This window comes from Pseudomonas entomophila L48 (assembly GCF_000026105.1).
GTDB classification, from domain to species: domain Bacteria; phylum Pseudomonadota; class Gammaproteobacteria; order Pseudomonadales; family Pseudomonadaceae; genus Aquipseudomonas; species Aquipseudomonas entomophila.
The window spans coordinates 2,639,116-2,663,293 of record NC_008027.1; the positions used below are offsets into that span (position 1 = coordinate 2,639,116).

General features: G+C 60.6%; 25 protein-coding genes. 15 read left to right on the forward strand and 10 right to left on the reverse strand.

All coding sequences use genetic code 11. The features are described 5' to 3' along the window. Positions 1-196: 196 nt before the first annotated feature. Positions 197-1,624, reverse strand: a complete 1,428-nt coding sequence (locus tag PSEEN_RS11705) for a NorM family multidrug efflux MATE transporter (RefSeq protein WP_011533717.1) — start codon at positions 1,622-1,624, stop codon at positions 197-199. A 545-nt stretch (positions 1,625-2,169) separates the two neighbouring features. Between PSEEN_RS11705 and PSEEN_RS11710 the strand changes: the two genes are divergently transcribed. The 7 genes from PSEEN_RS11710 to PSEEN_RS25805 are packed head-to-tail and all read left to right on the forward strand — an operon-like array spanning position 2,170 to position 7,321. Further along, positions 2,170-2,859, forward strand: coding sequence for a 7-carboxy-7-deazaguanine synthase QueE (locus PSEEN_RS11710; RefSeq protein ID WP_011533719.1), 690 nt, complete (start codon positions 2,170-2,172; stop codon positions 2,857-2,859). 10 nt (positions 2,860-2,869) lie between these two features. After that, entirely contained in the window at positions 2,870-3,478 is a 609-nt protein-coding gene (gene folE / locus PSEEN_RS11715; protein WP_011533720.1) for a GTP cyclohydrolase I FolE, read from the forward strand. A 12-nt stretch (positions 3,479-3,490) separates the two neighbouring features. Then, on the forward strand, positions 3,491-4,018 hold the full coding sequence (locus tag PSEEN_RS11720; RefSeq protein ID WP_011533721.1) for a 6-pyruvoyl trahydropterin synthase family protein: 528 nt from the start codon (positions 3,491-3,493) through the stop codon (positions 4,016-4,018). Then, positions 4,011-5,156 carry an IMP dehydrogenase gene (gene guaB / locus PSEEN_RS11725; protein ID WP_011533722.1) on the forward strand — a complete coding sequence of 382 codons (1,146 nt, stop codon included), beginning with the start codon at positions 4,011-4,013 and terminating at the stop codon, positions 5,154-5,156. Before PSEEN_RS11720 ends, guaB begins: the two co-directional genes overlap by 8 nt. Continuing rightward, positions 5,149-5,622: a phosphoribosyltransferase gene (locus tag PSEEN_RS11730; RefSeq protein WP_044488038.1), complete on the forward strand. Its 474-nt coding sequence runs from the start codon at positions 5,149-5,151 to the stop codon at positions 5,620-5,622. Before guaB ends, PSEEN_RS11730 begins: the two co-directional genes overlap by 8 nt. After that, a complete protein-coding gene (locus PSEEN_RS11735) occupies positions 5,622-6,821 on the forward strand; it encodes a UbiD family decarboxylase (RefSeq protein ID WP_044488040.1) in 1,200 nt (399 codons plus the stop codon). The genes PSEEN_RS11730 and PSEEN_RS11735 overlap by 1 nt, the downstream gene beginning before the upstream one ends. An 11-nt stretch (positions 6,822-6,832) precedes the next feature. Then, positions 6,833-7,321 carry an NUDIX domain-containing protein gene (locus PSEEN_RS25805; protein ID WP_011533725.1) on the forward strand — a complete coding sequence of 163 codons (489 nt, stop codon included), beginning with the start codon at positions 6,833-6,835 and terminating at the stop codon, positions 7,319-7,321. A 54-nt stretch (positions 7,322-7,375) separates the two neighbouring features. On the opposite strand, the gene PSEEN_RS26635 is transcribed toward PSEEN_RS25805, so the two are convergent. From PSEEN_RS26635 to PSEEN_RS11760, 6 genes are all read right to left on the reverse strand, one after another. Continuing rightward, the gene (locus tag PSEEN_RS26635; RefSeq protein WP_011533726.1) at positions 7,376-7,585 is read right to left on the reverse strand and encodes a hypothetical protein; all 210 of its coding nucleotides are present in this window, start codon (positions 7,583-7,585) and stop codon (positions 7,376-7,378) included. 2 nt (positions 7,586-7,587) lie between these two features. Further along, entirely contained in the window at positions 7,588-8,139 is a 552-nt protein-coding gene (locus PSEEN_RS26640) for a hypothetical protein (RefSeq protein WP_158020244.1), read from the reverse strand. Between the two features lie 475 nt (positions 8,140-8,614). Continuing rightward, positions 8,615-9,325 (reverse strand): hypothetical protein, encoded by a 711-nt coding sequence (locus tag PSEEN_RS11745; protein ID WP_011533728.1) that lies wholly within the window; start codon positions 9,323-9,325, stop codon positions 8,615-8,617. Positions 9,326-9,444: 119 nt separating this feature from the next. Further along, positions 9,445-11,856 (reverse strand): TonB-dependent siderophore receptor, encoded by a 2,412-nt coding sequence (locus PSEEN_RS11750; protein ID WP_011533729.1) that lies wholly within the window; start codon positions 11,854-11,856, stop codon positions 9,445-9,447. A gap of 137 nt (positions 11,857-11,993) precedes the next feature. Next, on the reverse strand, positions 11,994-12,914 hold the full coding sequence (locus PSEEN_RS11755) for a FecR domain-containing protein (protein ID WP_011533730.1): 921 nt from the start codon (positions 12,912-12,914) through the stop codon (positions 11,994-11,996). Continuing rightward, the gene (locus PSEEN_RS11760) at positions 12,911-13,426 is read right to left on the reverse strand and encodes a sigma-70 family RNA polymerase sigma factor (protein WP_011533731.1); all 516 of its coding nucleotides are present in this window, start codon (positions 13,424-13,426) and stop codon (positions 12,911-12,913) included. Before PSEEN_RS11760 ends, PSEEN_RS11755 begins: the two co-directional genes overlap by 4 nt. A gap of 436 nt (positions 13,427-13,862) precedes the next feature. Here PSEEN_RS11760 and PSEEN_RS11765 point away from each other — a divergent pair, with 436 nt between their 5' ends. From PSEEN_RS11765 to PSEEN_RS11780, 4 genes are all read left to right on the forward strand, one after another. Beyond that, the gene (locus PSEEN_RS11765) at positions 13,863-14,120 is read left to right on the forward strand and encodes a hypothetical protein (protein ID WP_011533732.1); all 258 of its coding nucleotides are present in this window, start codon (positions 13,863-13,865) and stop codon (positions 14,118-14,120) included. A gap of 145 nt (positions 14,121-14,265) precedes the next feature. Next, entirely contained in the window at positions 14,266-14,553 is a 288-nt protein-coding gene (locus tag PSEEN_RS11770; protein ID WP_011533733.1) for a DUF3077 domain-containing protein, read from the forward strand. A 143-nt stretch (positions 14,554-14,696) separates the two neighbouring features. Then, positions 14,697-15,158 carry a hypothetical protein gene (locus tag PSEEN_RS11775; RefSeq protein ID WP_162042919.1) on the forward strand — a complete coding sequence of 154 codons (462 nt, stop codon included), beginning with the start codon at positions 14,697-14,699 and terminating at the stop codon, positions 15,156-15,158. Positions 15,159-15,479: 321 nt separating this feature from the next. Further along, the gene (locus tag PSEEN_RS11780) at positions 15,480-16,691 is read left to right on the forward strand and encodes a hypothetical protein (protein WP_011533735.1); all 1,212 of its coding nucleotides are present in this window, start codon (positions 15,480-15,482) and stop codon (positions 16,689-16,691) included. Between the two features lie 313 nt (positions 16,692-17,004). Here PSEEN_RS11780 and PSEEN_RS11785 read toward each other — a convergent pair whose 3' ends face one another. Then, positions 17,005-17,466 carry a hypothetical protein gene (locus tag PSEEN_RS11785; protein WP_044488043.1) on the reverse strand — a complete coding sequence of 154 codons (462 nt, stop codon included), beginning with the start codon at positions 17,464-17,466 and terminating at the stop codon, positions 17,005-17,007. After that, the gene (locus PSEEN_RS11790) at positions 17,463-18,443 is read right to left on the reverse strand and encodes a hypothetical protein (RefSeq protein ID WP_158020245.1); all 981 of its coding nucleotides are present in this window, start codon (positions 18,441-18,443) and stop codon (positions 17,463-17,465) included. The genes PSEEN_RS11785 and PSEEN_RS11790 overlap by 4 nt, the downstream gene beginning before the upstream one ends. 538 nt (positions 18,444-18,981) lie before the next feature. Here PSEEN_RS11790 and PSEEN_RS11795 point away from each other — a divergent pair. Together PSEEN_RS11795 and PSEEN_RS26120 are read left to right on the forward strand one after the other, a co-directional pair. Beyond that, the gene (locus PSEEN_RS11795; RefSeq protein ID WP_011533738.1) at positions 18,982-19,698 is read left to right on the forward strand and encodes a tellurite resistance TerB family protein; all 717 of its coding nucleotides are present in this window, start codon (positions 18,982-18,984) and stop codon (positions 19,696-19,698) included. Positions 19,699-20,119: 421 nt separating this feature from the next. Further along, positions 20,120-20,662 carry a DUF4231 domain-containing protein gene (locus PSEEN_RS26120; RefSeq protein WP_083789172.1) on the forward strand — a complete coding sequence of 181 codons (543 nt, stop codon included), beginning with the start codon at positions 20,120-20,122 and terminating at the stop codon, positions 20,660-20,662. Positions 20,663-20,738: 76 nt separating this feature from the next. Here the strand turns inward: PSEEN_RS26120 and PSEEN_RS11805 are convergent, their stop codons facing one another. After that, positions 20,739-21,311: a LuxR C-terminal-related transcriptional regulator gene (locus PSEEN_RS11805; RefSeq protein WP_011533741.1), complete on the reverse strand. Its 573-nt coding sequence runs from the start codon at positions 21,309-21,311 to the stop codon at positions 20,739-20,741. Positions 21,312-21,451: 140 nt separating this feature from the next. Here PSEEN_RS11805 and PSEEN_RS11810 point away from each other — a divergent pair, with 140 nt between their 5' ends. Both PSEEN_RS11810 and PSEEN_RS11815 read left to right on the forward strand, forming a co-directional pair. Further along, the gene (locus tag PSEEN_RS11810; protein WP_011533742.1) at positions 21,452-22,630 is read left to right on the forward strand and encodes an acetyl-CoA acetyltransferase; all 1,179 of its coding nucleotides are present in this window, start codon (positions 21,452-21,454) and stop codon (positions 22,628-22,630) included. A 1-nt stretch (position 22,631) separates the two neighbouring features. Continuing rightward, positions 22,632-24,173, forward strand: coding sequence for a class I adenylate-forming enzyme family protein (locus PSEEN_RS11815; protein WP_011533743.1), 1,542 nt, complete (start codon positions 22,632-22,634; stop codon positions 24,171-24,173). The last annotated feature ends 5 nt before the right edge of the window (positions 24,174-24,178 follow it).

Genomic DNA, 24,178 nt, shown 5'->3' on the forward strand with positions numbered 1-24,178 from the left:
AGGAGCGGCTTCAGCCGCGATGCAGGCGACGCGGTGCCCGGCACCCGCTGCGCGGGTGATCGCGGCTGAAGCCGCTCCTACAGGGGAACGCGCGTAGGAGCCGGCTTGCCGGCGAACCGGTCCGACGCGGGACCGCGGTGTGGCCTTCGCCAGCAAGGCTGGCTCCTACCGGCGAGTGGGCGAATCCTCAATGCCCTTAACTGCCTTTCGCCTCCTGCGCCAGCACCGCCGTTCCCGGCATCTGTGCACGCGCCTCGCGCGTCTGCCGGTTGACGATCAGCTCCAGCCCCAGGTACATCGCGAAAGTTGCCGCCGCCAGGCCGATGGCCAGGCCGGCCCAGATGTAGCGCGGCCCCAGCTCCAAGTGGATGCCGAGGATATAGGCGGTCGGCAGGGCGATCACCCAGTAGAAGATCGCCACCAGCGCCAGTGAGGTCTTCAGCGCCTTCAGCCCCCTGAGGGCACCCAGCAGGATGTTCTGCGCGCCATCGAACAACAGGAACCACACCGCCACGGCCAGCAAACTGGCCACGGTGCTCTTGAGCAGCAGGCTGTCGGCGGTGCCGGCGTGCACGAACAGGCTGGCGATCTCGGTGGGGAACACCAGGAACAGCGGGGCGAAGATCAACGAGGCGACGGCGCCGCAGGCCAGGCCGATGCGCGCCACGCGCTTGGTCTCGGCCACGCGGCCGGCACCCACCAGCTGGCCGACCCGGTAGGAGGTGGCGCTGGAGAGACTTATGGGCACCACGAAGGCGATCAGCACCGCCTGCATGGCCACATGGTGGGCGGCCTGCACCACCACGCCGAAGTGCCCCATCATCAGCGCTGCGCAGGTGAACAGGCTCAGCTCGATGGCGAACGACAGGCCCACCGGTATGCCGAAGCGCAAGGCCTGGCGCAGAATGCCCCAGTCGATGTCGAGGAAGCCCTCGAAGATGCGGTACGGGTGGTAGCGGGGCGTCAGGGCGATGTAGCCGGCAAGCGAAACCGCCATCAGCAGCGACACGCTGGCGGTGACCGCGCCGATACCGCGCAGGCCCAGGAAGGGGATGCCGAACCACTGGTTGATGATCACCAGGTTGAGCGCCAGGTTCAGCACCGCGCCCGCCATGCTGATGACCATCACCGGCTTGGTGTCGCCCAGGGCACTGACGAAGTTGCGCAGGGCCATGAACACCAGGTAGCCCGGCAGCGCGAAGGCCACCGCGTGGGTGAAGGCGATGAACGCGTCGATGCTTTGCGGCGGCTGGCCGAGGCTGCGCAGCAACGGCGCGGCCAGCCACAGCACGAGCATGCCCAGGGCCGCCAGCAGCAGGGCGATCAGCAGGCCGCTCTGGCAGGAACGTCGTACGCTGGTGATGTCCCGCGAGCCGTGGGCGATGGCGATCAGCGTGCCGATGCCAGAGATGACCCCGGAAAACGAGAAGGTCAGGAACGAATAGATCGACGCGCCGACACCACCGCCGGCCAGGGCCTCGGCGCCCAGGCGGCCCATCATGTAGGTGTCGGTGAAGACCATGACCACCTTGGACAGCTGGGCGGCCATCAAGGGCCCGGCCATGGCCAGCAGGATCATCAGCTCGCCCGTGGGGCGGCGGGTCGTGGATTTGTGTTCAAGCATGCAACGGCCTCCGATGCCGGGTGAAGCAGTCCATTTGGCGATTCAAGCGAATGCCGTGTTCAGCGGTAAGCCCCTTTTTCCTGTACGGGAATTGGGGGTCACAACCTCATGAAGAATCATGATATCACGCGATGTTTTTATATCTTTAGGATATATGACAAGGTGATGAATAAACGAAATCGATATTTTGCACGGTTCGGCTATCTGGTCTAGTTTGTTTTATCGCACGTATATATCGATCTTTCCAAGCATAACATCCTGTGCGTGGCGAGATGATACAGGTCAATTAAACAGGCACTGTCATTCAGGATTGAGTGATGGCCAATTGATCGCAAATTTTGCGTTCACCTCTATATAGTCGCTGCAGGGAAGCAAACTGGCCAGGGATCAGGCTGCCGAGAAAATAAATATTGAGCGTGGATGGTTCTGCTCAAGTTATCTATCCGCTTGCATCTGTTTATCTGGAAACTTCTCTGCCTGCTGACGTTTTATCGGCGTGCGCCTCTTCATTGTCAGGGGCACATTGCAGTCAACAGGGAGTGGGTATGTTTGGCGAGAACCCCATAAGAAAGAAAGCGCCTGACAGCGAGACGCTCTGGGTCGAGGAAGTGTTCCGCACCTTGCAAGGCGAAGGCCCCTATTCGGGGGTGCCGTCGACCTTCGTCCGGCTCTCCGGATGCAACCTGCAATGCTACTGGTGCGACACCCAGTTCGAGGCGTTTCGCTGGTCGATGACCCCGCAGGCCATCGTCGAGATGATCCGCGGCCTCGAGGCGCCGGTGCCCGAGCTGGTCGTGCTGACCGGCGGCGAACCCTTTCGCCAGAGCATCGCGCCACTGATCCAGGTGTTCCTCGACGAGGGCTTCAAGGTCCAGATCGAAACCAACGGCACGATCTACCAGGCCATCCCCACGGGGCAGGACGTCACCGTGGTGTGCAGCCCGAAGACGCCGGTGCTGGACCTGCGCATGATCGAGATCATCACCCATTACAAATATGTACTGGCCCATGGCGAGATCGACGAAGTCGATGGCCTGCCGGGCACTTCCACGCAACGGGCCGGTAAAAAGGCCCGGCTGTTCCGCCCGCCCCAGGGCAAGCCGGTGTATGTCATGCCGCGTGATGATTATGACGAGCAACGCAACAAGGACAACCTCAAGGCTTGTATCGATGTCGCCACCCGCCAGGGTTACACATTGAATATGCAATTGCACAAGCTGCTGAATCTTCCATAAGGATATGACCATGCAAAACGATAAAGAACGTTCCCACGCCAAAGCCCGACAAGGCGTTATCGATATTCTCGAATACCTGGGTGAAGACACCAATCGCCAAGGCCTTCATGAAACCCCGGAGCGCTTCTTGAAATCGATGGTCGCGCAGACCGTGGGTTATTCCCAGGACCCGTATCGGGTACTGGAGAAGTTCTTCGAGGAAGTGGCCGGCTACAAGAACCTGATCATGTTGCAGAACATCCACTTCGAGTCGATGTGCGAGCACCACCTGGCGCCGATCGTCGGTAACGCCACCGTCGGCTACATCCCCAATGGCCGGGTGGTGGGCCTGTCCAAGCTGGCCCGGGTGGTGGACATCTTCGCCAAGCGCCTGCAGATCCAGGAGCGCCTGACTTCGGAGATCGGCCTGGCCCTGGACGAAGTGCTGCGCCCCAAAGGCGTGGGGGTGATCATCCGCGCCAAGCACAACTGCCTGTGCACCCGCGGCGCCTACAAGCCCAACGCCAACATGACCACCACCTACTTCTCCGGCGTGCTGGACAGCGACGCGATCAAGCGCGGCGAGTTCTACACCGCTGCGGCGTTGCCATGGGGCAATGGCGTTCACCACTCTCAGTAAGGGAAGACGGACATGTTCAAGATCGACCGCAAGATCGAAATCGACGCCGGCCACCGGATCCGCTCCCATGGCTCCAAGTGCCGCAACTTGCACGGCCACCGTTACTCGGTGCACATGACCTGCAGCGCCGACGAGCTCGCCACCCATGGCTCTGAGACCGGCATGGTGCTGGACTTCAGCTTTGCCAAGGATGCCATGGTGCAGTGCATCGACGAGTTGTGCGATCACGCGCTGATCGTCGACGCCGAGGACGAGTACCTGCTGCAGGTGCTGGACATCCACGGCCCGGCCCGCGATGTGCGCACCTCCGGCGTGGCGCTGCCGTTGACCAACGGCGAAGGGATGAAGATCTACCTGGTGCCGTTCTCGCCCACCGCCGAGGCGCTGGCCAAGCACTGGTACGAGTTGCTCAGCGACAAGGTCGCCACCCTCGGCCACGGCGCCGCGCAGGTGCGCGTGGACACCATCCGCGTATACGAAACCCCCAACTGCTGGGCCGAGTACCCGGCCGGCAACGTGGGAGGCGCGCAGCATGTTTAGAAAGGGCTATGTGTTCGACGACGTGCTGCTGGTGCCCAAGAAAACCCACCTGGCCAGCCGCAAGGACGCCGATATCGGCGTCGAGCTCAAGGGCCTCGGCCGCCTGAGCGTGCCGGTCATTTCGGCCAACACCCAGTGGTGCACCGAGGACCGCATGGCCATGGAAATGGCGCGGATGGGCGGGTTGGGCATCGTCCACCGCATGTGCAGCATCGAAGACCAGGTGGCCTTCGTCCATGCGGTGAAGAGCGCGCCGGTGAGCCAGCGCGAACCCGACTTCGCGCCGACCCTGGACAGCCAGGGCCGCCTCAAGGTCGGCGGCTCGATCGGCATCGTCGACGACTACCTGCAGCGCGCTGCGGGGCTGGCCGCCTGCGATGTGGACTTCCTGACCCTGGACATCGCCCACGGCCATTCCACCCACGCCATCGCCGCGATCGCCAACGTGAAGGAACGCTTGGGCGATATCCCGATCGTCGCCGGCAACGTCGCCACGCCCGAAGGCGTGCTCGACCTGGCGAAGGCCGGGGCCAGCGTGATCAAGGTCGGCATCGGCCCGGGTAGCGTCTGCACCACGCGCTCGGTGACCGGCGCCGGGGTGCCGCAGCTTACCGCCATCCTCGAATGCGCCGCGGCGGCGAGGGAGGCGGGTGTCAGCATCATCGCCGACGGCGGCATCCGCAGCTCCGGGGATATCGTCAAGGCCCTGGCCGCCGGCGCCCACGCGGTGATGCTCGGGCGCATGCTCGCCGGCACCGACGAAAGCGCCGCGCAGTTGCTGGAGGTGTCCGGCAAGCGCTTCAAGCTGACCCGTGGCTTCGTCACCTTCGGCACTAACCTCGAACTCAAGCGCCTGCAAGGCCAGAAGATCACCGAGGAGCAACTGCTGCGCTACGTGCCCGAAGGCATCGAGGCCTGCTTCGAGTACGCCGGCCCGTTGCGCGCCTACCTGTACCAACTGATCGGCGGTGTGCAGTCGGGCTTCAGCTACTGCGGCGCCAGCGACTACCAGCAGCTTCTGGAACGCCACGAGTTCATCGAGGTGTCGGTGCAGACCAGCCAGGAAAGCCGCCCTCATGCTTTGGACGCGGCCAAGCATCCCATCGACTACAAGGCCGAGGTACTCAGCCATGATTAACCTGACCTGGAACGACGTGGAGCAGCTGTCACTGGCCATCGCCGAGGCGGTACGCAAGTCAGACTACACCTTCGATACCATCGTCGGCGTGGCGCGCTCCGGCTGGGTGCCGGCGGTGATCGTGGCTCACGAACTGGGCGTGCGTGAAGTGGCCACGCTGTCGATCCGGCGCAACCTGTCCGATGGCGTCGACTCGCACAAGGCCGCCCCGCGCCTGGTGGACATCAGCCCGCTGGCGCAGGCCGGCAAGAAATGGCTGGTGATCGAGGATATTGTCGGCAGCGGCGAAACCGTGCGCTTCATCCGCGAGCAATACGGCGTGGATGGGCGTGACATTTATGTCGCCAGCCTGGTGTTCAACGCCGCCAACGGCGACCGTGCCCAGGTCAACGAGATGGTCGAGTTCCATGCCCGGGAAGTCACCGAATGGGTGCGCTTCCCCTGGGAAAGAAGGATCGACGCCTGATGAGAAGCCTACTCAGCGAGGCCCGCGTCGACGAAGTCGCGGGCCTGTTCGAGACCGACCTCGAGATCTCGCGTTACCTGCACCAGCACTACGACCTCAAGGCCTACCCGGTGGTGAAGTTCAGCAATGTCGCCTGCGCTTCTGGGGTGCCCTATGTCGACAACGCCTTCAAGCGTGAGCTGATGTTGCGCGGGCTGGGCTTGAACGAAGAGAACGTGCAGCCGGAATTCGCCCGGCGCGCGCGTGGGGTGCACGCCGACCAGCGCGCCCCCGTGCGGGCGCCGTGGGCGTTCCAGCGGATGGACTGGTCGCTGCTGGACCTGCCATTTCTCAAGTACCAGCCAGGTGACGGCGGGCGCTACCTGACCTCGTTCGTGTTCTGCGTGCAGGACAAGGCCGGGTGCTACAACCTGGGCTTCTACCGCGGCGAGATCAAGGACGGGCGCACCATCGCGGTGTTCATCGACCCCCGCACCGACGCCCACGCGATCATTCACGAGCGGCTGCGCGAGGAGGGCGAGGTCAAGGTCAGCCTGTTCAACGGCGGGCCGATCTCGGCCTATATCGGCGGGGCGAGCAAGATCCCGGCGGACGTCGACAGCTACGTGTTCTCCTCGGCCATCGCCGATGCGCCCATCGACCTGTGCCGTCTGGGTGACTACCCGGCAGTGCCGGCCGAGAGCGAACTGGTGCTGCACGCCACCCTGAGCGGCAAGATGATCGACGAAGGGCCGTTCTGCGAGTTCAAGGGCTACTACAGCGAGAAGACCGTGGGCTTCGAGCTGACCGTCGAGGCGATTCACGCGCGGGACAATCCGCTGTTCTTCGGGATCTTCTGCGGCAAGGAGTCGGGCCTGGACCTGATGCGCCTGCAGAACGAGACGTTCATGTACGGCTTCCTCGAAAGCAAGGGCATCCCCGTGCGGCGGGTGGTGTACCCGACGGCCTACTTCGGCGAGTTCGGGGTGATCGTCGAGTGCGATACGGTGAACGAAGCGACCCTGCGGCTGGTCATGGAATATGACTTGCGCAGCAAGCTGTTCTTCCTGGTGAGGAACGCCGACACCCTGTTCGCCGACCTGTCGACCTTCGCCTTCGAGACGGTGACCGACGACTACCGCAAGCGCGGGGTACGCATGGGCGGGCGGCTGGGGTTGCTGTGCGACAATGCCAACGACTTCAACTGGAAGACTTACTGATGGATCGATCGATGAGCCCCAGGCTCAGCACCCTGGTGTACTGCACCTACGAGGGGCAGGTACTGCTGCTGGACCGGCAGACTGCGCCATACCGCAGTTTCCTGCTGCCGCCGGGCGGCAAGTGCGAGTTCGGTGAAATTCCCATCGACTGCGCACGCCGCGAGTTCGCCGAGGAGACGGGCTACGAAATCACCGAGCCGCTGCGCCCGCGAGGGTTGGTGTATGACTACTCGCGGTCGCCGGACTGGAACTGGTTGATCTTCGTCTACAGCTTCGAGGCCAAGGCCCGGCCCACGCTGGTCGAGGAGAAGCACCCGCTGGTGTGGGCGGACCTGGACAACCTCGATGCCTACCGGATTCCGGAGTCGGACCGGTTCCTGATGGGGCGGCTGTTCGACGAGGGGTGCAGCTACCTGGAGCTGGCGATGGAGTATCGCCAGGCCGAGGTGTTCGTGCGCTGTAGCGCGCATTTCGAAGGGCAGGGCGGGCTGTTCAGGTGAACTGTTCAAGTGTCCGCCGATGTTAGATGCTGGCGGACACTTTTTCTACAGTGCCTAGCTACCAGTAGTTCGACTCCAGGTGCTTGGCCAATCATCGAAAGAACCGACAATGATTTCGTTATAAATCAAGGTGTAAGCTTGTTCTGTTGGGAAGTCGTTAAGTGTGATTCGGACCTCTTTTCCTGCGAGCGTGGCTTTGTAGTCAGCTTCAGGCGTAGTGCGATTCCAGTGGATGTTGGTCAAGAGAAATTCATTCAGTTCCATTTCTATTTTCCTGGTGGTGTCACGCCCAATGCCTTGTTAACCTCTTGATTTGAGCGCTGGGCTGCTTCGATAATCGTAGTCCAGACACAATCATCTTGACACGTAGTGCTGCTGTATTTTGAGACCGTTTCACTCCAGGTCAAGTTTGCCCGAGTCTTGTTCAGGGTAGTGGCCTCACTCTGGTCCAACATCGCGTACCGGGCGGCTGTTCTGAACGAGTTACGCAAGCTCCAAGCCTGGCGGGCCTGCTGCTCTAGCGTACACGCTTTTTTGTTGATCAACGATGGTATACGCCCTTCTTGCTCCAAGTACCAGATACGTACATCGACATTTGATAGTGAAGCGAATGCTGGGAAAACAACCTTTCCTAAGATAGGCGTATATACCCCGGTTTCCGGGGTGTCGCATGGCTCTACGCTCTCATTGTTTGAATTGGATTGTGCTTGGGAAAATCCGACCGCACCTGTCGACAGGCCCGTTGTCATGTCGGCTAATGATGTTACGCTTACCATGCAGGCGAGTGAAAGTAGTAAGCATTTAAGTGCGCTTTTCATGAGGGCTACTTCCATATTTGAATGGCTGGTTGAGAATCTGGTTTGTGATTTTAAGTGCCTTGAGCGATATTTATTCACTCTCGTCGAGGGCGCAACTAGTAAAAATGCTAGGTCGGCTGAGGTGATGTAGTAGTGTTCTAATCTGTCTGAAGACTTATTTGGGCGAAAATACCCGCCATTGAGGATGTGCGATGAGCAAGCGACACCGCGCCTTTACACCTGAGCTCAAGCGAGAAGCCGCAAGTCTGGTACTTGGCGAGCTACAGTCACATCGAAGCGGCCCGCGCTCTTGATGGCCGAGGAATAAGAGCGTTTGCATTGATCCATCGACAGAGCTTTGAGGGGCCGTTTGATCTGTTGTGCTTGGTATTTGAGGACACTCGATCCTGTTATTGTTCCCACTGCCGCAAGCATCGGACGCCGGACCCGCTCTTTCAGGGAAGTCCTTGTCAGCGAGCCTGGCGGCGAGCAGTCATTACCCATGGCGTGCTTCAGATGCTTGTGTCAACTCAGGTATCAGGCCGCGCTGCACCGCATTCAACAGCAGCGCATTGACCTGACGCTTGAGCGTATCGTACTCAGCCTTTTCCTCCGTATCACCCAGCCGCACCAGGTTGACGAGGCCCACCCGCTGGTCGATCGCATCGCTGTTGGCAGCCCAGGCCAGAGGCTGCTTGTCCGGGCCATGCAAGCTCAGTATCAACTTGAATTCTTGTGGCCGGCTGCTGGGGACAAGCCCCAAGGTGACCAGTGTGGCCATGCTTGCCAGTGCCTCGCCGGCACTGAACGGCCAGTAGGTGTAGACACTCAGGTCCAGTTGGTAATCACCAGGACGCACCGCTTCGCCATTCATGCTGACATGCGCGAACAACCCGGTTTCGTCGAGTATCTGGCGCACCTGTTGCGTGGTGTTCTGCTGCACGCCAACGGGGGCGAGCGGGGAAAGGGCGGCCAGCCTCTGCAAGCGTTGCGTGTCCGTCTCCAAGCCAGCGCCCTTGAGCGAACCCGCCAGTTGGTGAGGTAACGGGGAGCCGAAGTAGTGGCTGACCGAAACATGGACACTCGGCTTTTGCGCCTCGTTCACCGGTGACGGCAGGGTGACCGGTGCCACTTGATTCTGGGGGACGGCGGCGCAACCGCCGAGGGTGAGGCCAAGGCACAGGCACAGGCGTGTGAAGACAGTCATGCAGAGCTTCCAGGGAAATCGGGGCATGATTGTAGAGACTGCGCGATGATTCTAAAAGGCTATCATTCGCCATTTGTGGCCTCCGCGCACGGGAGGCCACCCGGCTTCACACCCTTGCGTCAGAACGCATAGACCAACGTGGCCGTGGCACTGCGCGGGGTGCCATACCAGCCCCGCGAACCGATTGCGGTGTAGTACTTCTCGTCGAACACGTTATTCAGGTTCAGGGCGACGCTGGTTTGCGGCGTGAACGCGTATTGCGCCATCAGGTCGACCACACTGTAGGCGCCCTGGTTGAACGTCTCGCCGTCGGGCCCTGCGTTCTTGCTGTACTCCGCACCTTGCCAGCGCACGCCACCGCCCACTTTCAACTGCGGCAGGGCCTGCAGGCGATAACTGGTGAACAGCTTGAGGGTGTCGCGCGGCACGTCCGTCAGCAGGCGCTTGCCATCGGAGTCCCTGGCCACGGCATAGGTGTAGCCGGCGGAGACTTGCCAACCGGGCAGGACCTCGCCGGCCATCTCCATCTCGAAGCCACGGGTCTTGGTGCCGGACTCGGCGCGGTAGGCCTGGTTGCCATCGGGGGCGAGGTTGCTGCCGTCCGCCACGGCCAGGTTGTCCTGGTGCACTTCGAAGACACTGAACGCGGTGGTCAGGCGCTTGTCCCAGAACTCGCTCTTGAGCCCCAGCTCGTAGTTCACGCCTTCTTCCGGCTCGATGTAGCCGCCACTGACATCCTGCTTGCTTTGCGGCTTGAAGATGGTGGTGTAGCTGGCATACGCCGACCAGTTTTCGTTGAGGTCGTAGACCAGCCCCATGTAAGGCGTGACGACGCCGGTCTCGCTGCGCGAGGTGCGGCTGGTGTCGCCGGTGGCCAGGGTGGTGTTGGCTTCGTCGCGTTTCCAGTCGATCACCCGCGCACCGGTAATCAGCGACAGGTCGTCGGCCAGGCTCCAGCGCACTGACGCCACCAGGCCGTCCTGGGTTTCGTCCAGCGCGTCTTTCGTCGACTTGGTGTGGATGGCGTCCGGGATCGCCAGCGAACCGTCCCAGGTGTGGATGTTGTCGATGGTCTGGAACGACCAGAGCGGGTAGCCGTTGTTGCGGTAGTAGGCCTTGTAGTGACTGGCACCGAGGTACGCCTGGTGTTCACGGGTGAAAAGCTCGAACGGGCCATTGGCCGACAGATCGAACGACGTCTGCCGGGGCTCGCCCGCCCAGCGCCCGGTCCAAGTGTTGATGCCACTGCCATCGGGGTTGACGGTGCCGCTGGCAGCGGTGGCGAAGGCGTCGTCGTAGCTGCGGCGGCTGTGCTCGGCGTTGAGTTTCAGCTGCCAGCCGTTGTCCAGCTGGTGCTCCAGGGTGGTGAACAGCGTCTTCGCGCGGCGCTTGTGGTAGCTCCAGTCCGAGGCCGAGTTGAACGAGCGGGACGGCTTGAAGTGGCTGCCATCGGTGTTGTACATCGGGAAGCCATGGTTGCCAGCGCCGTCGCTGTCCAGCTCCTGGTATTCCGCGCCCACGGTCAGCATCGTGCTGTCGGTGATGTCCCATTCCACCACCCCGTAGGCCACTTCCTTCTCCAGCGACTGGCGGTCGATATGGCTTTGGCCGTCGGTGGTCGACATCACGAAACGCCCACGTACATGGCCGCTTTCCGACAACTTGCCGGACATGTCCAGCTCGGTGCGGTAGTTGTCCCACGAGCCGGCCTTGAGCGTCAGCTTGCGCTGCGTCTCGACGGTCGGCTTCTTGCGGATCAGGTTGATGGTGGCGCCAGGGTCGCCGGTCCCCGACATCAGGCCCGTGGCCCCGCGCACCACTTCCACTCGATCGTACGAGACCATGTCGGCCAGGTCGTCGCGAAAGCCATAGGTGTCGGGGCGGTTGACGCCGTCGACCTGGATGCTTCCGACCTCGAAGCCACGCACATAGATATGGTTGGCGTCGCTACCGGCCGGCCCCATGCTGTTGACCACCACGCCTGGGGTCTGCTCGAGCACCTGGGCAACGTCGGTCAGGTTCTGGTCTTCGATCTGTTGGCGGGTGACCACGCTCACCGACTGCGGCGTCTCGCGGGCGGAGAGGCGCAGCCCGGTCGCGGTGTTGGCCGAGCCCGTGGTGTAGCTGCCCGTGCCTTCGGTGGTGCTGCCCAGGCCCATGGCGTCGATGCTGGTCGCACCCAGTTCGACGGCACCGTCGGTGGGCGCCTTGCTCAGCACATAGCGCTTTTCGCCCATCGGCTGCACCCGCAACCCGGAGCCCTGCAGCAGCGCGGCAAAGCCTTGCTCCAGCTCGAAGCTGCCGCGCAACCCCGAAGACTGCAGCCCAGTGGTTTCGTCGTGGCTGAAGCTGATGGTCACGCCGCTGGCGGCGGCGAACTGGCTGATCGCCGAGGCCAGGCTGCCGGCCGGGATATCGTAGCGCTGCGGTGCGGCCCAGGCGGTCGAGGTCGCCAGCGCGGCACTGCAAAGGCTCAGCGCGAGGGTCGCCTGGCGAATGCTGCAGGCTAGCGAGGTACGGCGTGCGGACATGAAAGGGGGTTCCTGTTCTGGTTGGCTTGGGCGCGGCTGATGCGCGCGTCCTCTAGAGCCGAAGCAGTGAAAGAAATCTGTCACCCCTGAATGCGAAAAATTCTCAGTGGTGTATGGGGAGGTGGCGGGCAGTTGCCTTAACCGATGCCGAGCGGCTCAAGGCGCACCCAATAGCGGGTCATGCGCCGGGCGCGGACGGGCAGGGCATCTTCCAGGCTGGCCAGGGCGACGTCGGTGTCGTCGAGGTTAAAGGCGCCGGACAGGCGCAGCCCGGCAATTTCGCCTGCGCACCCGAGATAACCCAAGCGGTAGCGCGCCAGCTCATGGGCCACATCGCCCAGGCGCCAATCGACAGTGACCAGCATGCCCTGGGCCCAAGCCTGGGCGCCGGGGGGCAGGGGACTTAGTGGCCCCGCGTCGTCGGCGCTGAAGCTCAAGCGGTACCCGGAATCGATGCGCACTACCTGCGCCGTTCGGATGGGGCGCACTTCCACGGCATGGGCGGTCACGGCCACATGGCTCAGGCCAGCGTCCTGGCGCACGCTGAACCGGGTGCCGAGGGCAAGCACCTCGCCTTCGGCGGTGCGCACACTGAGTGGGCGCGGGTCCTTGGCGGTTTCCACCAGGATCTCGCCCTGGCGCAGATGGATCAGGCGCCAGCCACTGTCGAAGCGAACATCCACACGGCTGTCGGTATTGAGGTCCAGGCGCGTTCCATCGGCCAGGGTCAGCTGGCGCCGCTCGCCGACCCGTGTCGAGTAATCGGCATGCCACGGTGAGGCCCGAAAACCCTGCCAACCGACCACTCCAACCCCGAGCAACAGGCCCAATGCTTTCACGGCATGGCGTCGATCCCGTCGGGCGATTTCCAGCGTTTGCGCAGCGCCGCTGGGGGCGTTGCCCAGGCGGCATTGCAGTTGTTCCAGCCGTGCCCAGGCGGCGGCGTGCCTAGGGTCGGCGGCGTGCCAGGCTTGCCATGCGGAGCGGGTGGCGTTATCGACATGGCTGTCATGCAAGCGCACGTACCAGTCCACGGCATCGGCGAGAATGGCCTTCATGCGCCCTCGATCAGCAGGCAATGCATCAGTGCACGCGCCAGGTGCTTGCGCACGGTGGTCACCGAAACGCCGAGGTGTTCGGCGGCTTTTTCGTAGCTCAGGCCGTCGAGCTGCACGGCGAGAAAGATCGCCCGCGTGCGTGGGCCGAGGCCATCGAGCATGCGGTCGATGGCCATCAGGGTATCAAGGACGGCGGCCCGGGTTTCGGCGGAGGGCGCGTAGTGCTCCGGCTGTTGTGCCAGGGCTTCGAGGTAGGCGTTTTCCAGGCTGCGGCGGCGGTACAGGTCGATGACCAGGCCACGGGCGATGGTCGCCAGGTAGTGGCGCGGTTGGTTGAGCGTGCCAGCGGTGCGGGCCAGCAGCACCCGGATGAACGTGTCCTGGGCCAGGTCGGCGGCATCGGCGGTGTTGTTCAGCCGCTGGCGCAACCAGCCGTGCAGCCAGCCGCTGTGCTCGCGGTAGAGCGTTTCCAAGCCAAAGTGTGCAGCTCCGTCGGACACAACGGTGGACATCGAGGTTCCCCTGACGACATATCTGGATGCAAATAAGAATTTGTCGCAAGTGTACTGGGTGCGGGCGGGATTGGGAATGGTGGGAAGTGGGGGGCTGTCGTCCTACGTGGATGGATCAGACTTTCCCTATTTCGAGTAGGGCGTTTCCGAAGCATGCTTTGGCCGCTTTTGCGCCTTCGCCGTGAGGTCTAGTCTCGCCGGGTCATTGCCAAATCAACGACCGGGTCTGCAAGCCTGCGCGGTATTACGAAGGTGCTCACCATGGGCCCCGGCGCTTTGCCGTGGGTTTCGCGCAATGGTGGCTACGTGCGGGTGACCTCTTGGTCAGCCGGGTTTTCGCCTCGTAATGCCCCGGTCTTGCAGGCCCGTACGTAGCTGCCACCCTTCACCTGCAAGTGGAGCGGCGGCGGTCCGACTTCCGCATTGCGAGGTGTTTATGCTCAAGATCGTTCCCGATCCACCCCATTCCACCGAGTCTCCTTACTTTCTCGAAGACACCCTGGTTCACGCCACTGAATACGTCATGTGTGCCTTGGCGGTGACGCATCAGTCCTTGACCCACCTGCCCAAGTCACCCGCCACGCTGGTGATGCTGACGGTGATGCACGAACTCGATGCTACCCGCACGTTGTTGGAGTCGGCGTTGGCTCAGCTACAGATGAGCGCCCGGCCACCGTCCTACACGCTGCACTGACTGGCCTGCGCAGGCCTCCTGTAGGAGCGGCTTCAGCCGCGATGCAGACGCCGCGGTGCCTGGCACCAGCGTTGCTGGTGATCGCGGCTGAAGCCGCTCCTACAGGTAGCTCGGTCACCCTTTCAAAGCTTCAGAGGAATCCCGAATGGGCAACGAAATCCCAGCAGACCACGGCCAACTCGGCTGGACCGTCGGCGCGTGCACGTTTATGGAGGGCGCCACCAAAGGCACGCGCCTGTTCCGCGTAGAACCCGGCAACTGCGCCAACCACGCCATGGAACAAGCCTCCGTGCTACTCGACAGCGCCCGCCGCGCGTCATTCATCGGTGTGATGGACAACGAACCGGTGCTGGTCTGGGCTTCGCACTACCTCAGCGATATGGCCAAGGCACTGATGGACGATGCGCATATGGGCATATTGAAGAAGGTCTGAAACGACAATCGAGGGGGAGGGCCGCTTTGCTTCATGACTCGAAGCAGAGCAACCTCCTCTGGTTCACGGAAGCCCCTTCGAGCAAGAGCACCCACGCCAGCTACGCTATTCCAGCAGACACGCAGGTCAAAGTGAGGCTAGGAATGACAGTAGGCCGTAGAGATGATCTTGCCTATTCCATCCTGTTGATTGTTCCCGGACTTTTTTACGCCAGCATGGGGGCCAACCCACTGTATATCGGCAGCGGTTACCTGATCGCCGTGCCCGTGGCGGCACTGATACTGGGCCTGATTCTCCGCCCTCCGGCCCTGTTTTTAACTGGGGCGACAGCGGCAGCGGTAGCCACCTTGCTGATCTACATGAACATCATGTCCCGCCCAGGCCGTCCCGAGGGGTTGACTGGGCTGGGGCACGTGTTCTCAGTACCTGGCATGTTGGCTGGCGTAGGTGGGGCGGCTTGGTTGCTGAGGTATCGCGTGAAGGCAAATTTGCCATGGATTGTCGCGAGCATTGGTTTTCTGGGAGCAGCATTGGGATTTATGGTCTCCCAAATGGTTCTCTGCAACACTCTGATGTTTTGTGGTTCGTTGTCAATTGAGATGTAACGCTGAATCCAGGTTTTCGCTTCTGGACGAAGGCAGCTATTTTTGAACGGCAGCTTTCGCCCCATCGCGGACGTCCCTGTTGACCTGGAATCTCTCAACATATTGGAATGCGTGCATCTCAGATCACGTAAGAGACCGAATTACGCAAGCCTTTTGGTATGCCCCGGAACTGGTGGCCAGGCAATTAAGAGCTACTGCTCGCAAAGCACCGCTCGAACTCCATCGGGCTGAGATAGCCCAGGCGAATTTTCATGAGGAATGCAGAGTCTGTGGTGCACTCTATGCTTGATAGTCAATCGCTACCTCGCCAAGGAAGACGCCATGAAGCAGATACGCTGTGCCGTTCTAGTAACCATTATTGCGTTCCTCACGATCTGTGCTTCCAAGGCGTTCGCATTTCAAGTGAACCCTTGTTATCGCGTCCTGGAAATAAAAAATGGCGTTCCAGACCAGGGCAGGATCCGGGCTTGGTTCATCAATACGTGTTGGCTGAAGAATGATTTCAACACCGTCCACGAGCACCTCACCAATTTTGCTATCAATGAGTACCTTGAGCCTGCCTACTACTTAAGGAACCCCAAGGTAGCTTTGGTGAACCGTGCTGGTGGTGACTCAGTGAATTTCATTACTGGTGCTGAGTGGCCCAAAGGAGCAAAGCCCCGGCACACCACCTATGGGATCATCTATGGCAGTTGGTGGAACGACGATCCGCTCATGTTCACTTGGGGTGAGGGCGCGAATTTCACCACTGGACTGCTCAAGCTAAGGAGGCAATTCGAAGACACCCATGCCGAGTACCGAGGCGGTGTCAGTGGCTGCAGGGTCAAGGCGGCAGACTATCTTCCCTGGCATTCCCACTACGGCAGTATGCAATACCTGCACTTTATGACAAACGAACCCAACGCTGGGGATGATCAGGCGAGGTTAAGAAAAACTACATCTGAGGCACTCCTCTGGATGGAATTCGCCTACAAGGTAGCGATCAAGAAAATCAAGGCAGACGACCCTTTGACTGAGGCAGATGAGATCAAGCTTGGGATGCCTCGGGTCGACCTCAACTACTGCCTTGAAGACAAGAAGAACGAGAAGGTTCGGACGCTCTTTGCTCCTGCCGGAACGGACTATGAGGGCCGCAACCTTCTCACACCGGATGTTGCTCTTGGGAGCATGCTGCACGTCATGCAGGACTCCTTCTCACCAGCCCATACCTGTCGGGTCGATGAGTATGTAGCCGGAAGGCCATACGCTGTGCTGACGAAGGTCTACAACTATGGCGAACAGGTAGAAGCAAACCTTGGGGACTATCACCACGACAAGGATGACTATCCGGGGTGGCTGATCACCTACACCCGAACCGGGAAGCACGTCTACGAAAACGATCCCATTGTGGTCGGAGCCTGGCTGATCAAAGCTGTCGACCAACAAATGGAATGGGACGATGTGCGTAAACACCTAGAGCAAACAATCTTTAAGCGGTCCGATAGACCTGCGAGCGAGCCTTCGCCGGCGTGCATAGGAAGCAGTAAGGCATAAACCCAGGCCCCAAGACTTTGTTCCTTGCTCGGCAAGGAGCAGCTCACTCGGGGTGTTCGTATCCGAACGCTCCGGGTTCCCCCTTGGAAGGGCGCCTGAGACACTGCGGTATTCCCCGCTTCATGATCAGGGCTTTCACTCCCCAGTGGGGCTGGCGGCGTGCCAACAGCGCTCATGCCACAGAGCTCGACTACTCCTGAGTGTCTGCTTCTGGCCGTTAGCTGCCGGTGGTGAAGGGCAGCTGACGGTCGACAACAGCCCTCGCCAAGGACAGAAAACGGCCAGTACGTGACTATAGGTTGTTTGAGGGCTACTAAATACCCCCTTGTCCTACATCAGGTTTTTTAGCAGCTTTAATCTGTTTGTTAAGATTTCTGACTAACTCGGGCAACTTGCCAAGATTGTCCCAATCCTGAATCGATGAGGCTATGACGGCAGCAATATCAACCAGAGATGCAATAATTCCAATGATTTTTGCCGCTTCCTGCAAGGAGAAGATAGTGTCCGCAGCGTCTTTGATCCCATCTTTGACTTTTTTGGCGCTACTTTGAATATCCTTTATGGCATTGGCAACGTACATATCGTAAGCGCTATTCGCGCCTACCATGATCTTGCCCGCGTCGCTACTCATTTTCAGCAAATCATCATGAGGCAACCTTGTCGCTGGAGGGTTCTCCATTTCAGCATCAATTTTGTTCCTTATGTTGTCGTGCGATCTCTTCAAATCGTCATATATTTTCTTCAAGCCGGCGGGGTCAAGCGTGTTTTCGCTCATTTGGAAGACTCTCCTTTGAAGGCTTCGTCATACTGCTTCCGTGCGGCCACGACCTTTTCCCTTGCCGCCTTCACATACTCGATAATTTGCTTTCCGGAGTCTGAATCAAGGGATCCAGATTCTGTCGCTAACTTATGGTGTGTGTTCTTGATTTCCAATAGCGCCTCAGAGTAGGCCTCTGCCGCTTTCTTTTTGCTGGATATCTCGGCTAGCTTCGCATCTCTTTCATTTTTAACATACAAGGCCCCCTCCAGTGTGTCAGCAGGGAAAGTGCTATCAGCCAAGTTGTACCAATTGCTCACGACCTTAGATTCTGAATCAATCTTGCCGGCCTGGTCGCGTAGGATACTCGCAAGAAGATTCGCAAGAGTTCCAATGCTTTCATCGTTCTCCTGAATGATCCTTTTTAGCTCATGTTGTCGCCATAGGTCGAGCGGTATGCTTATTAGCTTAACCATGGCGCCATAAGCAGCATTTCGTTTCTCCTTCTCTTCCTTTGATGCGGACTCTGCTGTATAGGGGAGCTTGTTTAGATTGCTCACCAGTTCGTCAGTGCTCTTGTCAAGCGATACGACATCACTGCCAGAGAGTACCGCTAATTTTGCCATGTAATCCGAAATGACTACGTGAAGACTTGCAATGGATTTTTTGTTGTCTTCATTAAGGCCTGCCGGGAACGGAGGGACAGTCAGCAGTGGTGGGCACGTTATTTCGCTCTTCTTCTTTTTCTGTATCCGAGCCTGCCTGCTTGAGTACTCATCGCAGTTGACTGAGTACAAAAGAGAGTTGTTTGTCTCTTCCAGTTTTGCCCGCCGGGCCGCTCCCTTGTCTAAATATCCAGTTATTTCGTTGGAGGAAGAAAGCGCTGCGGACTGCTCTGTGAACTTTTGTACTTCTTCAAGGTTCACACAACCAGCAGTAATCGAAAACAACACGACAACCAAGGCATTCCGAAACACGTTAAAGATCGCAGACATTCGCATAGCTAGATCCCTCATGTAGCCTGCGTAGGAGATGAGTGCACTAATGCCTGTGCGCTCGACGTGAGCAATTGCTCAGAGAGAAAGTCTAGACGAGTGGTCGAAAAGACAGCAAATCGTTCCAGCATATCCTGAGGTTAGCTTGAGCACTGATTGCATCTGGCTGTGGCGGCTTCACACCCACACATCAGAGAAATTGCGGTCTTGCCAAGCAACGACTGTGAATCGTTCCTGGTTTCGGAAGCGCTCGATGACCGCTCATGAGGGCTTTTGGCCTAGAGCTGTCCGCTTTGAACCACTGCTCCTGGCCATCTGCAACCCTCCACGAACGCCCGCGATGGGGCGAAAGCCGTCGTTCGCGAGTACCCGTTTTCGGCCCATAGCCCCCGCAGACAAGCGATAGAGGGCTTGCATGATGGTGAGCTGTCAGCTCGATAAGCCCCGGATTACCTGTCGGCCAAACGGTCATGGCGGATTGCCTTGCGGGGACTATCGTTGCTTCTCTGGGCACCGACTACCGACCGAGGGCGCTGCAATGAACACCAGTGATCTACTCGAACAGTTACTTCGGGCCGGCCAGGCCTCACAAGCGCAACAAGGGAGCGGCGGCCTGTCATCGCAAGACGGCCTGGGTGGTTTGGGCGGCTTGCTGGGTGGGCTGCTTGGCGGCGGCAGTGCGGCGGGTGGCGGTGGTGGCCTTGGTGGTCTACTCGGCGGCCTGTTGGGTGGCGGTGGCGGTGGCGGCGTTACCCAGGGACGCTCCACAGGTGGTACCAACTACGCAGCCCTGGCGTCGTTGGGTATGCTAGCGTTCCAGGCCTATCAAAGCTGGCAGCGCAGCCAGGCGGCAGCCCCGCAACAGGCCCTGCGTACTGTCGATCAATTGTCCGGCCCCGAGGCCGACGATCACAGCCATGCCATCTTGCGCGCGCTGATTGCGGCAGCCAAGGCTGACGGTCGCATCGACCAGCAAGAAGAACAGTTGATCTACGCCGAAATCAAACGTCAAACCAACGATCCGCAACTGCAGCAATGGCTGGACGAGGAAGTCAGCAAGCCTCTCGATGCTGCCGAGGTGGCGCAGTCGGCTCAGGACCCGGCCATGGCCGCGGAAATGTACCTCGCCAGCGTGATGCTGGTGGATGACCAGCAGGCCGCAGAGCGGGCCTATCTGGACGAATTGGCCAGTGCACTGCAAATCGATCCGACATTGCAGGTGCATCTGGAGCAGCAAGCCAAGGGAGCCGCTTGACCGGGCTGAAGTGTCCGCGCTCCTCATCAATCCGAAGCCTGTACAGGTAAGCCCTGAGAAATTGCATGCACGCTTGTTTCTAGCTCAACCATTTCAACGTCTCAGAGGAGCAAGGAGCGTTTGGAGCGGCTGCCGGGCGGGTAGGGAGGGCGCTCGGCTTTATGCAGAGGTAGTTGAACCTCCGTTAATGGAACGCACAGATATTGTCACAGGGTGACTGTTGATTAATAGCAAAGCGCAATATTCATCACGCTCTATCTGATATAAGCGGTTTAACTGGTTTGTTCTTGGTTTTTACGCATTGTCAATGCTCGGCGCGAGAACCGTCGATTCCTCTGCTCCAGCACCTGCTGGTGATTTGCCAAATGGCGTTCTAGCGCCTCTACTGTAGAGAGTTGGGTAGCATCGAGAGGGGACCGACATGGCGACAGGTAAGCAGGAGCATTCGCGTGGCGAAGCTGTTGGTGATTCGCTTCATCATTTCACAGATGCTGCGCGGTCCATAAAGAAGAGCTTTGTTGATCCGCGCCGAGACTGGTATGCGAAGCACCAGTCTTACCCTTTCTATATGTTCAGGGTGTGTGGCATCGTAACAATAGTGCTTGGAGTTATCCTTCCCGTCATTACAGTTACAGATCTTCAGCATAAAGACGTAGTTATGCCGGTAGTGAGCTTGACGATAGCCGTACTGACAGGAGTAAGTAATTTTTTTCGTTGGGAAAGAAGCTGGCGAGGGCGGGAGCAATCAAAATTTGCGATCGATGCACTCGAGGCAAAATGGGAGTTAGAGCTTGCGAAAGCCACCCATGTACTTGCGGAAGAAAAGCGTTTGGAGTACGCCTACACTGCGACCAATGATTTTTTCACAAATGTTCGAATCGTCTCTGCTGCCGAGACTGACGAATTTTTTAGTGGCATGCAATTCCCTCAGGTAGAAAAACCGGAAAAAACGGGTGAAAAATGACTGCTGGATGGTGTCGGGATAATCGACGTAAGCAATAAGGTTGTGTATCAACTGTGAAGATTGTCTGGTCGCCAATTCAACTAATAAAAATAATCTTCGAAACCAACTCCGCACTGTTCTTCGCCTGCAGCTTCTTCATCAACCGCGCCCGATGCACCTCCACCGTCCGATGCGATATCCCCAGCTGCCGCGCCACCTCCTTGCACGTCAACCCATTCACGATATGCAACGAAATCTCCCGCTCCCGAGGCGTCAGTTGCACCGTCGGCGCCGGCTGCCGATCCAGCCGCTCGAAATGCCAGATCATCAGCTCGAACGGATCCTCCGTCGTCAACGTGAACCCATGCGCCCGCGCCCAGAACACCTCGCCATTGCGGTGCTGCATGAAACGCTCATCGGTATAGAAAGCCCCCAGCCCATTGCGCAGCCAGTGCTCGCTGCGCTCACCAATGGCCTGGTAATCCGCATGGGAGGGATACAACAACAGGGTCAGGTGCCCTTGCAGTTCCTCACGGGTATACCCGAACAGCCGCGCAAACGCCTGGTTGCAATCGAGCATCCGCCGATGCCCGGTAATCAGTTGCGGCGCGGGCGACACCTGAAATGCCAGGCGCTCGAGGTCGGGGTAGGGTGGGGTGTGTACGGTCATCAGGCGTCCTGCCTCGGTGTCATGGTCATGCCCCGTAGCGCTCACTACTTACTCACGTACGTAGTTGCCCCAACTAGCGTGGGATTCGGGTGCTGACACATTGTATGGATTACCCGCTTCAAGGACAGAAGAAAATCACCATGTTTCACGATTCCGTTTCCATCGTCGCAGCCGCGCACAGTCCTTTTGGTCGCCTGGATGGCCTGAACCTCGAGGACCTGATCGTCAAGGTCACCCGCGACGCCCTGGCCGATGCCGCCATCGAGGCCGCCGAGATCGATGCGTTGTTCCTCGGCCACTTCAACTCGGGGCTGGTGGCCGATGGCTTTCCCGCCTCGCTGATGCTGCAGGCCGACCCGCAACTGCGCTTCAAGCCCGCCACCCGCTGCGAGAACGCCTGCGCCTCGGGGGCGGCGGCGATCCAGGCGGGGATCCACGCTATCCGCAGCGGCGCCGCCGAGCTGGTGCTGGTGGTGGGGGCCGAGAAGATGACCGGCAACAGCACGGTCGAGGTCACCCGGGCGCTGGCCGGCGCCGGTTACCAGAACGCGATGTCGGAGGCTGGGCTGAGCTTTGCCCAGCTGTTCGGCCAGGTGGCGCAGCAGTACACCGAGCGTTATCACAGCCCGCTGGCATCGATGGCGGCGATCGCGGTGAAGAACCACGCCAACGCCATGGCCAACCCGCTGGCGCAGATGCACCGGGTGATGGATTTCGAGCACTGCAACAACCCCTCGCCGAGCAACCCGCTGATCGCGCCGCCGCTGCGCCTGACCGACTGCTCGCTGATCAGCGATGGCGCGGCGGCGATCATCCTGGCGTCGCCGCGCCGGGCGCGGTCGATGCGGCGCCAGGTGGCGATCCGTTCGATGGTGCAGGTCAACGATTTCCTGCCGTTGTCGCGCCGCGACATGCTGGCCTTCGAGGGGCCGCAGCGGGCAATTCACGGGGCGTTGCGCGAAACCGGTGTGACCCTGAACGACCTGAGCTTCGCCGAGGTCCACGACTGTTTCACCATCGCCGAACTGCTGATCTACGAGGCCATGGGCCTGGCGCCCAGAGGGGAAGGGCACCGTGCCATCGACGACGGCACCGTGCGCCCGGGCGGGCGCCTGCCGGTGAACCTGTCCGGCGGGCTCAAGGCCAAGGGGCATCCGGTGGGCGCTACCGGAGTGTCGATGCACGCCCTGGGCTTTGCCCAGCTGGTTGGCGAACCTATCGGCCTGGGGGTGCCGGGTGCCGAGTTCGGCCTGCTGTTCAACATGGGCGGCATGGCGGTGGCCAACTACGCCAGTGTCCTGCAGGCGGTGCGGGTGTGACATGAACATCGCCAACTGGTTGTGCGACACCGCCCAGCGCTGGCCCCAACGCGCGGCGCTGTTCGAGGGCGCGCGCCAGGTGGCCGATTACCAGGCGTTCGCCGCGCGGGCCCGGGCTCGGGCCCTGCAACTGCGTCACGAACATGGCATCTCACCGGGCGACCGGGTGGCGCTGCTGATGAAGAACAGCTGCGGCTACCTGGAACTGCTGTACGCCATCTGGTGGTGCGGGGCGGTGGCGGTGCCGATCAACAGCAAGCTGCACGCCCTGGAAGCCGCCTGGATTGCCGGCAACGCCGGGGCCTGGCTGATCTACACCGATGACGGCCAGGTGTTTGATGGCATCGCCTTGCCGCTCGGCTGCCGGGAACTGGCCGCGCCCGGGCTGGGTGAACTTCGGCAGATGGCGGGCGTTGAACTGGTGCGGCCTCAGCCTCGGGCAGACGCCGACCTGGCCTGGCTGTTCTACACCTCCGGCACCACCGGGCGCTCCAAGGGGGTGAAGCTGTCCCATGGCAACCTGGTCGCCATGTCCCTGTGCTACCCGCTGGATGTGGACACGGTGGACGCGGACGATGCGGTGGTCTATGCCGCGCCGATCTCCCACGGCGCCGGGCTCTACAACTTCATCCACGTACGCTGTGGCGCCCGGCATGTGGTGCCCGAGTCCCGCGGGTTCCAGGCGGCGGAGCTGTTCGATCTGGCCCGGGCGGTGGGCAATGTCAGCCTGTTCGCCGCGCCGACCATGGTCAAGCGCATGGTCGAGCAGGCCCGGCAGCAGGGTTATGGCGGTGAAGGGCTGAAGACCATCGTCTACGGCGGCGGGCCAATGTACCTGGCCGATCTGGAACAGGCTTTGGACACCTTCGGCCCGCGCCTGGTGCAGATTTACGGCCAGGGCGAATGCCCGATGACCATCAGCGCGCTGTCCCGGGAGGTCATCGCCGACCGTAGCAACCCCGACTGGCCGCGCATCGCCGCCTCGGTGGGGCGTGCCCAGGCTTGCGTCGAGGTGCGGGTAGTGGACGCTGACGGACACCCCTTGCCGCCCGGGCAAACCGGTGAGATCGCCGTGCGCGGCGCGCCGGTGATGCAGGGCTATTGGGACAATCCGCAGGCCACCCGTGCCGCCCTGGTGGACGGCTGGCTGCTGACCGGCGACATTGGCCAGCTCGATGAACAGGGCTACCTGACCCTCACCGACCGCAGCAAGGATGTGATCATCTCCGGCGGCAGCAACATCTACCCGCGGGAAGTGGAAGAGGTGCTGATGCAGCACCCCGGGGTGTTCGAAGTGTGCGTGGTGGGTGAGGCCGACCCCGAGTGGGGCGAGTCGGTGGTGGCCTTTGTGGTGCCGCGCCGGCCGGGTTGCCTCCAGGCCCAGGCGCTCAACGACTGGTTCCTGGCGCGCATGGCCTCGTTCAAGAAACCGAAAAAATACCAGTTCTGCACCGAGCTGCCGAAAAACAGCTATGGCAAGATTCTCAAGACCCGCGTGCGGCAGTGGCTGCAAGACCCGAAAGGGGCCTTGAGCAGCCCCTGAAGCAC

What these genes read in the sequence shown, in the direction of transcription:
- PSEEN_RS11805 (WP_011533741.1), bottom strand. Translation starts at nt 21,311, where the DNA reads ATGACCGTACACACCCCACCCTACCCCGACCTCGAGCGCCTGGCATTT.
- PSEEN_RS11785 (WP_044488043.1), bottom strand. Translation starts at nt 17,466, where the DNA reads ATGAGCGAAAACACGCTTGACCCCGCCGGCTTGAAGAAAATATATGAC.
- PSEEN_RS11765 (WP_011533732.1), top strand. Translation starts at nt 13,863, where the DNA reads ATGCTCAAGATCGTTCCCGATCCACCCCATTCCACCGAGTCTCCTTAC.
- PSEEN_RS11775 (WP_162042919.1), top strand. Translation starts at nt 14,697, where the DNA reads ATGACAGTAGGCCGTAGAGATGATCTTGCCTATTCCATCCTGTTGATT.
- PSEEN_RS11705 (WP_011533717.1), bottom strand. Translation starts at nt 1,624, where the DNA reads ATGCTTGAACACAAATCCACGACCCGCCGCCCCACGGGCGAGCTGATG.
- PSEEN_RS11750 (WP_011533729.1), bottom strand. Translation starts at nt 11,856, where the DNA reads ATGTCCGCACGCCGTACCTCGCTAGCCTGCAGCATTCGCCAGGCGACC.
- PSEEN_RS11780 (WP_011533735.1), top strand. Translation starts at nt 15,480, where the DNA reads ATGAAGCAGATACGCTGTGCCGTTCTAGTAACCATTATTGCGTTCCTC.
- PSEEN_RS26120 (WP_083789172.1), top strand. Translation starts at nt 20,120, where the DNA reads ATGGCGACAGGTAAGCAGGAGCATTCGCGTGGCGAAGCTGTTGGTGAT.
- PSEEN_RS25805 (WP_011533725.1), top strand. Translation starts at nt 6,833, where the DNA reads ATGAGCCCCAGGCTCAGCACCCTGGTGTACTGCACCTACGAGGGGCAG.
- PSEEN_RS11745 (WP_011533728.1), bottom strand. Translation starts at nt 9,325, where the DNA reads ATGACTGTCTTCACACGCCTGTGCCTGTGCCTTGGCCTCACCCTCGGC.
- PSEEN_RS26640 (WP_158020244.1), bottom strand. Translation starts at nt 8,139, where the DNA reads ATGAAAAGCGCACTTAAATGCTTACTACTTTCACTCGCCTGCATGGTA.
- PSEEN_RS11810 (WP_011533742.1), top strand. Translation starts at nt 21,452, where the DNA reads ATGTTTCACGATTCCGTTTCCATCGTCGCAGCCGCGCACAGTCCTTTT.
- PSEEN_RS11815 (WP_011533743.1), top strand. Translation starts at nt 22,632, where the DNA reads ATGAACATCGCCAACTGGTTGTGCGACACCGCCCAGCGCTGGCCCCAA.
- guaB (WP_011533722.1), top strand. Translation starts at nt 4,011, where the DNA reads ATGTTTAGAAAGGGCTATGTGTTCGACGACGTGCTGCTGGTGCCCAAG.
- PSEEN_RS11795 (WP_011533738.1), top strand. Translation starts at nt 18,982, where the DNA reads ATGAACACCAGTGATCTACTCGAACAGTTACTTCGGGCCGGCCAGGCC.
- PSEEN_RS11770 (WP_011533733.1), top strand. Translation starts at nt 14,266, where the DNA reads ATGGGCAACGAAATCCCAGCAGACCACGGCCAACTCGGCTGGACCGTC.
- PSEEN_RS11755 (WP_011533730.1), bottom strand. Translation starts at nt 12,914, where the DNA reads ATGAAGGCCATTCTCGCCGATGCCGTGGACTGGTACGTGCGCTTGCAT.
- PSEEN_RS11720 (WP_011533721.1), top strand. Translation starts at nt 3,491, where the DNA reads ATGTTCAAGATCGACCGCAAGATCGAAATCGACGCCGGCCACCGGATC.
- PSEEN_RS11735 (WP_044488040.1), top strand. Translation starts at nt 5,622, where the DNA reads ATGAGAAGCCTACTCAGCGAGGCCCGCGTCGACGAAGTCGCGGGCCTG.
- PSEEN_RS11760 (WP_011533731.1), bottom strand. Translation starts at nt 13,426, where the DNA reads ATGTCCACCGTTGTGTCCGACGGAGCTGCACACTTTGGCTTGGAAACG.
- PSEEN_RS26635 (WP_011533726.1), bottom strand. Translation starts at nt 7,585, where the DNA reads ATGGAACTGAATGAATTTCTCTTGACCAACATCCACTGGAATCGCACT.
- folE (WP_011533720.1), top strand. Translation starts at nt 2,870, where the DNA reads ATGCAAAACGATAAAGAACGTTCCCACGCCAAAGCCCGACAAGGCGTT.
- PSEEN_RS11790 (WP_158020245.1), bottom strand. Translation starts at nt 18,443, where the DNA reads ATGTCTGCGATCTTTAACGTGTTTCGGAATGCCTTGGTTGTCGTGTTG.
- PSEEN_RS11730 (WP_044488038.1), top strand. Translation starts at nt 5,149, where the DNA reads ATGATTAACCTGACCTGGAACGACGTGGAGCAGCTGTCACTGGCCATC.
- PSEEN_RS11710 (WP_011533719.1), top strand. Translation starts at nt 2,170, where the DNA reads ATGTTTGGCGAGAACCCCATAAGAAAGAAAGCGCCTGACAGCGAGACG.